Here is a 13,289-nt window from a genome sequence, read left to right as displayed (position 1 = left end):
GTCATCAAGCCTCATGAGTCAGATAGCTGCTCAGCCAAGCTTTTCCCTTCCGCGTCGGTGTGGCCTTGCAACTTTATGACTTGGAGCACCAAGAGGATCTCTGCTCCCGATTCTTCGTGTCCGCGGGTGTGTAGAAAGCTAGGCAGAAAGGCCAGGCCATCGTGGGTGCTGGAGGTCTTGTTTTCGGCCAGGCCGCCCAACACGATCACATCGCCATCTTGCAGACCAACGGTCGTCTTGAGCTCACGCTTGGTCAGGGTCGGGCTGTTGTTCACCCCGGTGGTCGTTTTGATGAAATCAGATAGCTGTTGGTTGATAGCCAGATCAATCACCGCATCCCGTACCGTTGGCCGAATGTCGAAGATCACGCCTGAGCTGCGGTATTCGACCGACTGCACAGCTTGGCCGGCCCCTTGAGGGAACGACAGCGCGCCCAACACGGGCACTTCTTGGCCGACTGAGAACACACCGCGCGCGCCGGACTGGATACGCAGCGAAGGCGAAGAAATCACCTTAAAGCGGCTATCTGTTTCCAGCATGGAGTACACGGCGTCAAGCGCAGTGTTCTTGAGTTGGATGAAGTTGCCCAGGTTGCTCGCAGCTGAACCAAGCCCAAGGTTGAGCTTGCCGCCAAGGAGGTTCGCCAGTAGCCCAAAAGCCGACCCAGTTTTATCGGTGCGATTGACTTCGTAGACTACGCCTCGCACCAGTACCTCGCCCGTGGCCACATCGACTTGGGGCAGCAGCTCTTGCAGCTTCTCTATCTCTGGCTGTAGACCAGAAAACAATAGTACGTCAGCGTCCTGATCAATCATCGCCGCAGCGGAGCCGGTGGGCACGTGTCCGTCAGGCATCGACTGGTTTGAGGCTCGAATGCTGCGATTCACCGAGAACGAGCCTTTGAACAGCGGTGCCAGCACACGGGCCAGATAAGCTACATCCCGATACTGTGGTCGATACACGTGTATGCGGGTCTCGGGTGGCGCTGTTTCTTCAACCTTGCGCTTGCGTACAAAGTCCACGCCACCTTTGCGCTCCACCACATAGCCCAGGCTTTCCAGAAAGCTATCAAGAAAGGCTTGCAGGTCACCTTGACCATGCTTGTAGCGAAAGGACACCATACGCGTATCGCCCAGGACCTCCGGGTCGAGCACATAGGGTGTGCTCAGTGCCTCACCATAGAGGAGCTGCAGCACCTGGGCAACGTTGGCGGATTGCAGGTCAAAGCTGGCTGAGAGGTTGGCCGCGTGAGCCGTCATCATCATGGCAGACGTCAGGCCCGCGATTGCGACATATGAACGCATGCGTTTCATGGCTTGCCTCCTGTCGTAGGCTGTGGACCACTCCAGATGGTGGTGCGTTGACCATCGACCTCTCCAACCATTGCGGCTCCGGCTTGCACGAAGGCTGATGGGTGTTCCAGTCGCATGCGACCTTCTTGGTTTTCGACGACGACGAACTGTTTGCCCTGGGCCTGGAACGTGCCCACCAAGCGCCATGTGTTGGAGATGCTATTGCGTGCCACTGCCACGCCAGTTGGGGCGTTTGGAGCAGGGATGGAGGCGGTTGATGGGCTCTTGATATTCGCATCGCTGGCCTTGGCACGAGAGCCATTGAAGAAGCTCAGGATGGTGTACAAGCCCCCGCTGAACATCACCACCACGCCCACCGCAATGAGCCACAGCTTAGGGCTGCGCAGCACGTTCTGGCGGCTGTCCACTTGCAGCTCTTTGCCAGTACCGCCCGTGTAGCTGCTGTATAGCGGGAAGATCTCCGGGTCATAGCGCTTGTTCTCGACCGAGACGCGCCCCTTGATTGTGAGCTTGTAGCCTTCCCACATCTCGACGCGGTAGGTTTTTTGCCAACCCAGGGTCTTGATCTTGGTAGTGCGAAAGGTGACCTCGACCACTACGCGCAATGTGCGGTGCAAGTCGGTAATGTCCTGTACCATCAGCACGAGGTCACAAGAAACCTTGGTGTCGGGGTGCACGAAATGCCGATGCTCACGGAAGAACACCTTGTGCTCGGGCAACAGCTTGCAATCCGTACCCCAAAAGCGCCAAGCCTCGTCAATGCAAATGATGTCGCCGGGCTTGCAGAAGGTTTCCACGTCTTGGCCGTGCGGCAAGAAGCTGACTTTAGGCACATCATCATTGGTGCAATGCACCACTTCACCAAGCCGATCCATGGTGATGCCGAACTTGTCATGACAGTAGGCCCTGATGGCATCGCTGTCTATTCCATCCACGTTGGTGACCACGCGGCGGCCCGCCTTGACAGCGGGCACGATCACCGAAGAAACGCATTCATAGGATTTGCCCGAGCCCATCAGGCCTGTGTAGGTGTTGATGGGCATGGCTTATCCGATCACCGGCATGCGGCGAATGATGAAGCGCGTGGCGTAGGCCGACACCAGGGCAGAGATGCCCATGGGGAGCTGGAACGCATCGAGAAAGAACCATGTGCCCGCCGTGATGCCTGACAGCGTGCCAGTGATGGAGCTGGCATTGGGCAGCAAGACGCCGATAAAGCCAACGAATTCGCTGGTGATGAAGTACAGCGCGAAGAACAACGCAAACTTAACCAGCAGCGAGCGGAATACCCAAGCCAGGACGGAGTTGAAGGCAGAGAGAAGAATGCCAAACATTGTTCACCTCCTCATGCCGACAATACGATGAACAAAGCCAGCGCAGCCCATGCGAACGCCATTGCCATTTGCAATACGGCTTTGTTGTCATCAATCAGCTTGCAGTGCGCGTCTAGCACATGCGAGCCATACAGCTCGATGGTTGGTCTGGGGCAGACGCCCGCTTTGCCGCTTGCTTGGAATGTCCGAAGGTCAGGCGCTAGTTGAAGAATAGGATTTGCGATTTGCCGTGCAGTTGGGATGGGCTCCAGCGTTGGGGCACCGATGCCAGGATCGGGTCCAAGATTCGCTTGTGGATTGCCCTCCGCTGGATTGGTTGTCCCAGTGTTGGGAGGAGATACTGGAGTTGGCGTCGGGGAGGTTGGGTTGTGCGGTAGTCCCCATGGATAGGGGTTTGCCGGAGTCGCAGGATTGGGGCGCACGAAATCTTCAATGGTAGGCCAGTAAGGTGGATTGGCCTGCGCCCAGGGTGCCGCTTCCGTGCCAGTAATTGGATTTGATTGTGGGTATGGCAGGCCGTCGTAGCCAGGCTGCGAGGCAGCTTGCCGCCATGCCTCGTTCGCAATGGCTGCAATAATTGCTGGGTTGAGCTGCTTATGAAGGTCACTTTCAGGAATGCCTTCAATTGCTTCACCAGGTGTCAAGCCTGTGCGTCCTTGATCCGCAGGGAACACTAATGGCAAGCATACGTTCCCCGTGTAGAAATGCCCGCCGGGACAGACGAGGGAGCCAATCTGCTTGTTGACCCAAATAATCAAGCCAGATGCCGTTTTAAGTTTGTAGAGACTGGCGTTCTCATAGGTGCCAGATGCAGGCGCTTCACCCAATTTGGAAGCCGCATGACGAGCCATCGCTTCTGGAGAAGAGGAGCAACCGCCCCCACCTTGATTGGTACACCAGACGTCTCCCTCGATAATAGTTCCTGGTACAGAAGAAGGGGATAGACCAGCGCCTGATTCATCAATTGTGGTATCGCCAAAAATCCAGTTCACAAGTGCGTCAATGCCCAGATTCACTGCATAGGTGATAACTGCACCGATCCCCACTGCCAACGCTACGCTTGCCCAGGCTGGGGCAGTGACAGTTCCCACTGTTACTGCTGCAGCGGAGGTGCCAGCAACTGCTGACAAGTGCGGAGAAATACGAGCAAGCGTATTTCCAAACCGCGGGTCATTTGCAGCAAAGCCTCGGGCGCGCATGGACTCCTGCAAGACACCAGAGACTGCGCGGTTGACGCGTTCGGGTTGCGGTTTTGGAAGCGCTTGGGGCCACGCAGAGATCGGGATGATCAGCAGGAGGCAGAGCTTTATGATCAGCCAGGATTTGAAGAATTTCATTCCAGCCCCTTGATGAGAGCCCAAGCGCAGACGATGCCCCAGGCAAAAACGAACAGATACCAAAGCGATGTCATCGAAAACTCCATGCGCTGAAAGCAAACGAGCGGGGTGATCAGGCCCGCCCGGTTCACTCAATGCGTGATTGGCCGGTTAGCCGCCACGAATCCAGCGCAGGGCCATCTTGGCTGCCGTCATGGTCGCGTAGATGGCTGCCAGAACGCCGGCCACGGCCAGCACAGCAGTTACCACATCCGATGCCTTGAAGGCACCCGTGATAGGCGTCAGGTCGATACCTGCGCCCTCGGCTGCAGCGGTACCGCTGGCCAGCACCAGGGCGGTCGTCACCGCCGCTGCAACGGCGGTCTTGGTGTTGAATTGCTTCTTCATATGAAGTCCTTTCTAGGGTTGGTTTGAGCGGGAACCGCCCGCTCGGCGGTGGGCGTCATCCGTGACGGATGAGCCGCAAAACTTCGCCAACTCCCCGGCCGACGAGGAAGAACAGCACGACGACACCGAAGCCGATGCCGAACGCCTGAGCTACATCAGCAGGGTTAAGTTGAGGAACGGCACTGCCGAGCTGTTGAAGCGCTTGCAGGTCGGTCGCCACCTCTTTGCGATAGGCATCCGGGCACTGACTAGGCGCGGTGCCTGCCGCGATTCCGTGCGGCGTTTCGCAATAGAGGAGATAGACCTGGCTCACTGCACAAACTCTTCGCAGCTCAGCGGTTGATAAAGCTGGATCAGCGAGGCACGGCCATCGAAGTGATCGACAGCGGCATGCACAGCTGCTTCGCGGGATTCAAAGGGCACCGCATTCACCAGCAGGCTCTGGGTCACGACACCGCCCTCGCCATCCGGCGCAAGAAAGGCACCGTCATCAATTGACTGGACGTACCAGCAAGGGCGGCAGTCCATGTCAGGCTCCCTTGGCTGGCTTGGTCATTTCCAGCGGGCGCAGGCTGACGATCTGGGTCTTTTGTGTCTTGCCGTTGGTGACAATTTCAAGTTCGGCTTCGCAGTCGATGGGAAACGGCAGGTGCTTGTACTTGTGGTATTCGTCGCTGGTGCCGAAGTTGTATTCGGCAGTGGCAAAGCCTTTGCCCATGCCTTTGCTGTCGTCCAGCGCGGTCTGCACGTAGATCTTGGTGCTGTCGTAGGACTGGCCGCTTTCCAACTGTCCCTTGCTGCCCTTGATGCCTTGCACGGTGATGCGGGAGGTGAATTTCATGGTGTTTCCTTGAATCCGGCGTTAAGCAGTCGCCAGCCCGGCCGGTTCGGGAGGCGTTGAAGAAAAGCGATGCAGGGATTTGCGGATGCCTGCGCACATGGCCTCGGGCGAGAGGCCGTGCAGGGATCGGGGCAGGGGGCGGTAGGCCTGGTCTTCTGCAATGTCCATTAGCCAATCAAAGCCAGCGGCCAAGGAGAGGTGCACCAGCGAGGGCGCGACCGTACGCTCGAACCAGCGGACCGTGCGTTCCACGCTGGCCTCAGCTACCTTCTGCAAAGTAGGAATGTGCAAAGGCTCGACGTTTTCCAGAATTCGAGCGGTGAAGCCGTAGGCACCCGCAAAGAATCTCTCCGGACGAATCAACATCTCCAGTTCGAGAATGCGGTTCTGCGACCGGAACTCGACTTCTGCACGCCACCAAGGATCGTCTAGCAGCTTGAACTGGTGGCCTTTGTCGTAGCCGCGAAACATTTTTCCGCTGTCGCGCTTCCCGACATAGAAGGTTGAAGCAAAGCCCTTTTTGCTACCTGCGTCATCGAACGATGGTTTGCGTCCGCGGTAAGAGAATTCGTTGTTCTCGTAGGCCTCGTAGGCGGCATCGAAACCGTATTCACCGTTGAAGAAGTCGCGGGCTAAGTCGATCCGAGTCACCTTGCCTTGCAAGGGTAGGAAGAAGTCATACAGGCGCCGCTCCCAGCCCTCTTGCCCAAAGGTGCAGCCCTCGCCCTTCACTGTGAAGCAGAAGGTGCCGCGCTGGCTGACACCACCACCGCTGACACTGGCCACTTCCTTACCGTGCTCGTTGATGATGGTGTACGAGTGCTCGTAGTAGTCCCTGCCTGGCCGTGCTTCGCCAGGCATAAAGCCCAGCAACTTGGCGAAATGCACAGCCAAGTCCTGAACGATCTCGCTATCAAGTTGTAAGCCATCAACGATCAGCTCGCCCTTGCTTGGGATCTGCGCTGCGAAAAGGGCTTCGCGTTGAACCGTGCAGCGAAAATAATCAACGAACACCCCTGCGTTAGCTTCCACTGCGCGCTGGGCACACATGAGCTTGACCTTCTTCCCTTCCAGTACCAAGCGCTCGTCAGTCGTGTAGCCCTTCGTCATTTGTTCATCCCCGTGTTACTCGAGGGGGATACGCGGCGGGAAGCGCCCCGGTGGCCGTCCTCGCGGAGCTGCGGGCGGGCACCGGGACGCTTCTCCTGCATCGCGGCCGCCGCTGCTGGATGGGGCTGCATACCGGCGCGCAGACGTGCCAGTGCAACCATGGAGCGGGTGCGCAAGACAGGCCAAAAATCAAGCTGCACTTCCGCTTTGTCGGGCCGCCGACCCGCTTTGCGGGGAAAAAGCTTTGGCATTCGCGGTTCTCCGCTCAGTGATGCACTTCAGGCGGCTGCATAGCGCCACTGGCGCGCTGCCTCGCTCTAGTAACTTGGACCACCTTCGATGGTCGACCTCGGCGCTTAGCCACTGGAGCGCTGTCGATGTGCTTGATGCTCACGCCTTCTATCTGCGTGTTGCCGTTAGCGATGAACTGCGCAAGCCAAGCATCAACGTCCTGTTGCCGCCACAGCAGGCGCTTCGTTCCTGGCAGGCGGCATATCGGGGGTAGGGAGGCCGGCTTGCGAGACGCATCGCTTCGTATGCTCGACGGCGACTTGTGAAGAACGACGGCGAGTTGTTCAACGGAAAGTAGGCGTTCCATAGCCACTAAGCCCGATCTATGTTGAAATTAGGGATGAAAAAACATAATTTGTGGAAACTTTATCCATAAATCTAACCCAAGGCAACCCCTATGACGAAAACTGTCAGAGACAACGCTGTAACAGAACGTTTGCGGACGTGGGTCGATGAGAACTACGACGGCTGGGGGCGCTTCACGCGCCTAGAGCAGGACAGCCAGATAAGAGCCCAGAGGTGGAGGGATCTTTGTTCGGGTCGGCAGTACGCAGCCGCTGACATGCTTGCGTTTGTGCAAACGGTTAGCACGCAAGATGCGATGTGGGTGAACACAGGGATTCAGCCTCCGCGGGATGAAGGCTATCCATTTCTGGCCGAGCCGCCGAGCAACGAAGAAAAAGCTACGTTGGCGGGCCGATTCAACTGGGTGGTCAAGGAGTGGACGTCACCAAGAGGCGCGTCACTTTTTCAGTACCTTGAGACGCGCTATCACGGGCAAGTCAGTGCTGAAGACTGGGCTAGCGTGGTCCTTGGCAAGACTCCCCCAACCGCTGAGATGCTCGAGCTGGTCTGCAAGGAGCGACGTCACTTTACCGAGTGGATCATCACAGGGCAGGTTCACGCCAATGAAAGGCAAGTCGATCCGAGCGACCAGCATTCAATTGAGACTTGGAAAAAAACTGTTGATCAGCTCATGGCCTGCTGGAACATGGAGGCTCTTCCTGAGGAAGAGCTCCTCCAGAGAAGCCACAGTGACTCGTCAGGGGCGAGAAGCAAGGGATAGCGTGTGCCACAAATTTGCCACATTCAGTGTGGCAAACACTGCATCCAAATGCAAAACAACGCCCTAGTCTGCAAAGGCTAGGGCGTTGTTTTTGTTCGAGAATTTGGTGCCGGAGAAAGGAATCGAACCCTCGACCTTCTCATTACGAATGAGCTGCTCTACCAACTGAGCTACACCGGCGACAGACAAAAATTATAACGGCAAATTCATGCCTCGGAATGGTACTGCGTCACTTTTTCGACTTCGTTCTTCGAGCCGAGGATGACGCTCACACGTTCGTGCAGCTGCGTGGGCTGGATGTCGAGGATGCGCTGCTTGCCGTTGGTGGCGGCGCCGCCGGCCTGCTCTACAAGCCAGGACATGGGGTTGGCTTCGTACATCAGGCGCAGCTTGCCGGGCTTGTTGGGCTCGCGGCGGTCCCAGGGGTACATGAAGATGCCGCCGCGGGTCATGATGCGGTGCACGTCGGCCACCATGGAGGCGATCCAGCGCATGTTGAAGTCCTTGCCGCGCGGGCCTTCCACGCCGGCCAGGCATTCGTCCACGTAGCGCTTGACGGGGGTGTCCCAGTGGCGCATGTTGGACATGTTGATGGCGAATTCCTTGGTGTCTTCGGGGATGCGGATGTTTTCCTGCACCAGCACGAAAGAGCCTTGCTCGCGGTCCAGCGTGAACATGGATACGCCGTCGCCCACGGTCAGCACGAGGGTGGTCTGCGGGCCGTAGATGCAGTAGCCGGCCGCGACCTGCTGGGTGCCGGGCTGCATGAAGTCCTGCTCGGTCACGCCGGGGTGGCCTTCGGGCTTCTTGAGCACGCTGAAGATGGTGCCGATGGAGACGTTGACGTCGATGTTGGACGAGCCGTCCAGCGGATCGAACATCAGCAGGTATTCGCCGTGCGGGTAGCGGTTGGGCACCAGGTAGATGCCTTCCATTTCCTCGGAGGCCATGGCTGCCAGGTGGCCGCCCCATTCGTTGGCCTCGATCAGCACCTCGTTGGCGATGATGTCCAGCTTCTTCTGGACTTCGCCCTGCACGTTTTCGCTGCCGGCCGTGCCCAGCACGTCGCCGATGGCACCCTTGTTGACGGATTGGCTGATGCGCTTGCAGGCACGGGCCACGACTTCCAGCAGCAGGCGCAGCTGGCCGGGGATGAGGCCGTCCACGCGTTGCTGCTCGACCAGGTAGCGGGTCAGGCTGACGTTTTTCTTCATGGGTTCAACTCCTAAAAATCCGGGAGCAGATGCGGTGTGGAGTATGCATCTGCTGATGAACAGCATTTCAGTGATTCCTGGCTCGCAGCATGAAACCGGCGTTGCTCAGGCCAGGGACACCGAGGAAGAGCCGCCTCGCACCGAGGGTGTCGTCCCCCTGTAAGGGGGAAGGCGCGAAGCGACTCAGGGGGTGGCTCGTCAATCCGCCAGGGCGCGGGTGACTACCTCACGCACGTCGTTGCTGAGTTCAGCGCGGGCCGCCACGCGGGCGACAGCCTCGCGTGCGGCCGTGCGGTAGGGCTCGGCCAGCTTGCTCCAGCGGTCCAGGGCGCGCGCCAGGCGGGCGGCGACCTGGGGGTTGATGGCGTCCAGCTCGATGACGCGCTCGCTCCAGAACACATAGCCCGCCGCGTCGGCGCGGTGGAAGGCGCCTGGGTTGGCGCTGCAGTAGCTGAAGATCAGGCTGCGCGCGCGGTTGGGGTTCTTGATCTGGAAGTCTGGGTGCTTCATCAGCTGCTTGACGGCCGGCAGCACGTTGCCGCCACGGTCGCAGGCGCCGCCCTGCAGCGCGAACCACTTGTCCAGCACCAATGCATCGTGCTGGAACAGCTTGTGGAAGCGCGCCAGGGCCTGGGCGGCCAGCGGGTGGCCGCTTTGCACCAGTGCCGTCAGGGCGCTCATGCGGTCGGTCATGTTGCCGGCGTCCTTGAAGCGCTGCAGCGCCTTGCCGGGCCAGACGCTGTCGCCCGAGGCGCGTGCGGCCAGGCACAGCATGGACAGGGCCAGGCCTGCCAGCGCACGGCGGCCGGAGCTGACGGGGTCGGGGCGGTAGGCGCCGGTGTCGCTGTGCTCTTGCCAGGCTTGCTGCCAGTCGGCCTGCAGCTCGGTCGCCAGTTGCTGGCGCATGGCTTCACGCACGGCGTGCACGCGCTGCGGATCGACCACGGCCAGTTGCTCGGCGATGTAGCTTTCGCCGGGCAGGGTCAGCATCAGCTCCTTGAAGGCCGCATCCAGCTGCGGATGGCGCAGCACGCCGCGCATGGCCTCGACGAAAGAGGCCGGCAGCAGGGCGGCCGTGATCTGGCCGCTGGCGTCTGCCGTGATGGAGGTGTCGCCAATGGCCTGCAGCGCGATGCGCAGGCCCAGGCGCTGGCCAGCTTCCCAGCGGTTGAAGGCGTCGCTGTCATGGGCCAGCAGGGTCAGCAAGGCGGCATCGCTGTCGCTGTGCTGCAGCACCACGGGGGCGCTGAAGCCGCGCAGCAGCGAGGGCACGGGCTCCTGGTCCACGTCGGTGAAGACGAAGCTGTGGCTGGGCTCGGACAGCACCAGCAGGCGGCTGTCGCCCGCTGCCGCCTGATCCTCGCCCTGCAGGCGCAGGGTCAGCGCGCGGCCGTCCTGGCCCAGCAGGCCCATCTGCACGGGGATGACGAAGGGCAGCTTCTCGGCCTGGCCCGGCGTGGGCGCGCAGCTTTGGCTCAGCGTCAGCGTGTAGGTGCGTGCGGCGGCGTCGTAGCTGCCTTCGGCGTGCAGCTGGGGCGTGCCCGCCTGGCTGTACCAGCGCTTGAACTGGTCCAGACGCTGGGCCAGCTCGCTGCCAGGGTTGGCGTCGGCCATGGCCTGGGCGAAGTCGTCGCAGGTGACGGCGTGGCCGTCATGGCGCTCGAAGTACAGCTTCATGCCCTTGGCAAAGCCTTCGCGGCCCACCAGGTTGTGCTGCATGCGCACGACCTCGGCACCCTTTTCGTAGATGGTGACGGTGTAGAAGTTGTTGATCTCGATGTAGCTGTCGGGCCGCACCGGGTGGGCCATGGGGCCCGCATCTTCGGGGAACTGGGCGGTGCGCAGCACGCGCACGTCCTCGATGCGCTTGACGGCGCGCGCCGAGGGGCTGCCCGCCATGTCCATGCTGAATTCCTGGTCGCGGAAGACGGTCAGGCCTTCCTTGAGCGACAGCTGGAACCAGTCGCGGCAGGTGACGCGGTTGCCGGTCCAGTTGTGGAAGTACTCGTGGCCGACGACGGACTCGATGTTGGCGTAGTCGGTGTCGGTGGCCGTGGACTGGCTGGCCAGAACGTACTTGGTATTGAAGACGTTCAGGCCCTTGTTCTCCATGGCGCCCATGTTGAAGTCGCTGGTGGCGACGATCATGAAGCGGTCCAGGTCCAGCGACAGGCCGAAGCGGGCCTCGTCCCAGGCCACGCTGGCCATGAGGGAGTTCATGGCGTGCTCGGTCTTCTCCAGGTCGCCGGGGCGCACGAAGACCTGCAGCAGGTGGTCGCGGCCTGCGCGGCTCTTGATCTTTTGCTCGCGCGCAACCAGATTGCCGGCCACCAAGGCGAACAGGTAGCTGGGCTTTCTGTGCGGATCGGCCCACTTGGCGAAGTGGCGGCCGTCTTCCAGCGCGCCTTGCTCGACCAGGTTGCCGTTGGACAGCAGCACCGGGTACGCGGTCTTGTCGGCGCGCAGCGTCACGGTATACATGGCCATCACATCGGGACGGTCCAGGAAATAGGTGATGCGGCGGAAACCCTCGGCCTCGCACTGGGTGAAGAACGTGCCCTGGCTCACATACAGGCCCATGAGCTTGGTGTTCTTGGCGGGCGCGCAGGTGGTGAAGATTTCCAGATTGACGGGGTCGCCGCCCTCGGGCAGGTTCTCCAGCACGAGCTGGTCGCCGTCCATCTTGAACGAGGTGCCGCCGCCGTTGACCAGCACGCGCGCAAGGTTCAGTTCATCGCCGTCCAGGCGCAGCGGCTGCGCCGGCACCTCGGTGTTGCGGCGCACGCGCATCTTGTTGAGCACGCGGGTCTTGGCCGGATCGAGATCGAAGGTCAGGTCCACGGTGTCGATCCACCAGGCAGGAGCCTGGTAGTCGGCGCGGTGGATGGCGGTGGCAGGGGCCTGCCCGTCACGCAGTTGCAGCATACAGATTCCTTCCTATGCCAATATCAGGGGACAGAGTTCAAGCCCCTGTGCGGCCGGTGCCGCCCAGGGGCTTGAAATCAGAGGCCTTGCTTGAGCGAGGCTTCGATGAAAGCGTCGAGGTCGCCGTCCAGCACCTTCTGGGTGGCCGAGATTTCGACGTTGGTGCGCAAATCCTTGATGCGGCTGTTGTCCAGCACGTACGAGCGGATCTGGTGGCCCCAGCCCACATCGGTCTTGGTGTCCTCCAGCTTTTGCTGCTCCACCATGCGCTTTTGCATCTCGTGCTCATAGAGCTTGGAGCGCAGGCGCTGCCAGGCCACGTCGCGGTTGCTGTGCTGGCTGCGGCCGTCCTGGCATTGCACGACGATGCCGGTGGGCATGTGCGTCAGGCGCACGGCCGAGTCGGTCTTGTTGATGTGCTGGCCGCCCGCGCCCGATGCGCGGTAGGTGTCGGTGCGCACGTCCGAGGGGTTGATCTCGATCTGGATCGAGTCGTCGATCTCGGGGTAGACGAACAGCGAGGCAAAGCTGGTGTGGCGGCCGCCCGAACTGTCGAAGGGCGACTTGCGCACCAGGCGGTGCACGCCGGTTTCGGTGCGCAGCAGGCCGTAGGCGTACTCGCCTTCGATGTGGATGGTCGCGCTCTTGATGCCGGCGATGTCGCCCGGCGTCTCTTCCTCGACCGTGGCCTTGAAGCCCTTGCGCTCGGCATACTTCAGGTACTGGCGCAGCAGCATGCCGGCCCAGTCGCAGGCTTCGGTGCCACCGGCGCCGGCCTGGATGTCCACGAAGCAGTTCAGCGGATCGGCTTCCTTGCCGAACATGCGGCGGAACTCCAGCTCCTCGATCAACGGCTGCAGCTTGGCGGTCTCGCCCTCGATGGTGAGCAGGCCGGTCTCATCGCCTTCTTCCTTGCTCATCTCGAACAGCTCGGCGTTGTCGGCCAGCTCGGTGGTCAGCTTTTGCAGCGTCAGCACGACGCCGTCGAGCAGCTTCTTTTCCTTGCCCAGTTCCTGGGCCTTCTTGGGGTCGTTCCAGACGCTGGGATCTTCCAGCGAGGCATTTACCGTGCGCAGTCGTTCGTACTTTGCATCGTAGTCAAAGATACCTCCGTAGATCTGCCGCACGCTGCGACAGATCTTCGAGGGTATTGCCGATGAGGTTGATGCGTTCTGCTTCCATGATGTGTTCCGTTCTTCTGATGAATGTGTTCTTGGCCGAATCGCCGATTTTCTCATGCTGGGGCATCGTGCCGGGGCAAGCGCCCGCCGCGCGGGCCTGGAGGCGCGCTGCCGTGTGACGATGGCTTTCAAAACAAGGGCTTGCAGCGGCCGATCATGGCAGATTTGAAGGGCTTGGCCATGGCAATGCGCAGGTTGCAGCGTGGACCTTGGCGTGATCTGGCTGCAGACCTCCCGGAAAAAAGGCCCGGCCAGCTGGAACTGGTCGGGCCTTGGCAGGCATGTCCGCC

The 13,289-nt window shown here is 60.5% G+C and carries 13 protein-coding genes and 1 tRNA gene; 1 reads left to right on the top strand and 13 read right to left on the bottom strand.

Translation table 11 applies throughout. From position 1 onward, the window contains the following. Nucleotides 1–11 precede the first annotated feature (11 nt). The 9 genes from LGR64_RS13775 to LGR64_RS13735 all read right to left on the bottom strand — a co-directional run bounded on the left by LGR64_RS13775 (nucleotide 12) and on the right by LGR64_RS13735 (nucleotide 6,322). Entirely contained in the window at nucleotides 12–1,313 is a 1,302-nt protein-coding gene (locus LGR64_RS13775) for a type II secretion system protein GspD (RefSeq protein ID WP_230355781.1), read from the bottom strand. Continuing rightward, entirely contained in the window at nucleotides 1,310–2,356 is a 1,047-nt protein-coding gene (locus tag LGR64_RS13770; protein WP_230355779.1) for a zonular occludens toxin family protein, read from the bottom strand. Before LGR64_RS13770 ends, LGR64_RS13775 begins: the two co-directional genes overlap by 4 nt. Before the next feature lie 3 nt (nucleotides 2,357–2,359). Next, a complete protein-coding gene (locus tag LGR64_RS13765) occupies nucleotides 2,360–2,647 on the bottom strand; it encodes a DUF2523 family protein (RefSeq protein WP_230355777.1) in 288 nt (95 codons plus the stop codon). 11 nt (nucleotides 2,648–2,658) lie between these two features. Next, nucleotides 2,659–3,984, bottom strand: coding sequence for a hypothetical protein (locus LGR64_RS13760; RefSeq protein ID WP_230355775.1), 1,326 nt, complete (start codon nucleotides 3,982–3,984; stop codon nucleotides 2,659–2,661). Between the two features lie 150 nt (nucleotides 3,985–4,134). After that, nucleotides 4,135–4,371, bottom strand: coding sequence for a hypothetical protein (locus tag LGR64_RS13755; protein WP_230355773.1), 237 nt, complete (start codon nucleotides 4,369–4,371; stop codon nucleotides 4,135–4,137). Nucleotides 4,372–4,426: 55 nt separating this feature from the next. Then, nucleotides 4,427–4,684 carry a hypothetical protein gene (locus tag LGR64_RS13750; protein WP_230355772.1) on the bottom strand — a complete coding sequence of 86 codons (258 nt, stop codon included), beginning with the start codon at nucleotides 4,682–4,684 and terminating at the stop codon, nucleotides 4,427–4,429. Further along, nucleotides 4,681–4,899, bottom strand: a complete 219-nt coding sequence (locus LGR64_RS13745) for a hypothetical protein (protein WP_230355770.1) — start codon at nucleotides 4,897–4,899, stop codon at nucleotides 4,681–4,683. The genes LGR64_RS13750 and LGR64_RS13745 overlap by 4 nt, the downstream gene beginning before the upstream one ends. A 1-nt stretch (nucleotide 4,900) precedes the next feature. Then, the gene (locus LGR64_RS13740; protein WP_027015531.1) at nucleotides 4,901–5,212 is read right to left on the bottom strand and encodes a hypothetical protein; all 312 of its coding nucleotides are present in this window, start codon (nucleotides 5,210–5,212) and stop codon (nucleotides 4,901–4,903) included. A gap of 21 nt (nucleotides 5,213–5,233) precedes the next feature. Next, a complete protein-coding gene (locus LGR64_RS13735) occupies nucleotides 5,234–6,322 on the bottom strand; it encodes a replication initiation factor domain-containing protein (RefSeq protein WP_230355768.1) in 1,089 nt (362 codons plus the stop codon). A gap of 853 nt (nucleotides 6,323–7,175) precedes the next feature. On the opposite strand from LGR64_RS13735, the gene LGR64_RS13730 reads away from it, so the two are divergent. Next, a complete protein-coding gene (locus tag LGR64_RS13730) occupies nucleotides 7,176–7,679 on the top strand; it encodes a hypothetical protein (protein WP_230355766.1) in 504 nt (167 codons plus the stop codon). A 104-nt stretch (nucleotides 7,680–7,783) separates the two neighbouring features. Here LGR64_RS13730 and LGR64_RS13725 read toward each other — a convergent pair. The 4 genes from LGR64_RS13725 to prfB form a co-directional block, all read right to left on the bottom strand. Continuing rightward, nucleotides 7,784–7,859, bottom strand: a tRNA-Thr gene (locus LGR64_RS13725). A 26-nt stretch (nucleotides 7,860–7,885) separates the two neighbouring features. Then, a complete protein-coding gene (locus LGR64_RS13720) occupies nucleotides 7,886–8,893 on the bottom strand; it encodes a class 1 fructose-bisphosphatase (RefSeq protein ID WP_183019219.1) in 1,008 nt (335 codons plus the stop codon). 198 nt (nucleotides 8,894–9,091) lie between these two features. Beyond that, nucleotides 9,092–11,818, bottom strand: coding sequence for an aminopeptidase N (pepN, locus tag LGR64_RS13715; RefSeq protein ID WP_230355764.1), 2,727 nt, complete (start codon nucleotides 11,816–11,818; stop codon nucleotides 9,092–9,094). 77 nt (nucleotides 11,819–11,895) lie between these two features. Continuing rightward, a protein-coding gene (prfB, locus tag LGR64_RS13710) for a peptide chain release factor 2 (protein WP_013802816.1) occupies nucleotides 11,896–13,000 on the bottom strand; the annotation gives its coding sequence in 2 pieces (ribosomal slippage) (nucleotides 11,896–12,918 and nucleotides 12,920–13,000; 1,104 coding nt in all). Between the last annotated feature and the right edge of the window lie 289 nt (nucleotides 13,001–13,289).

Origin of the sequence: Delftia sp. Lp-1 (assembly GCF_020523835.1) — a bacterium.
Taxonomy (GTDB): Bacteria; Pseudomonadota; Gammaproteobacteria; order Burkholderiales; family Burkholderiaceae_C; genus Comamonas; species Comamonas acidovorans.
Note: the sequence above shows the minus strand (reverse complement) of the source record. Positions and strands in the feature narration are given on the sequence as shown.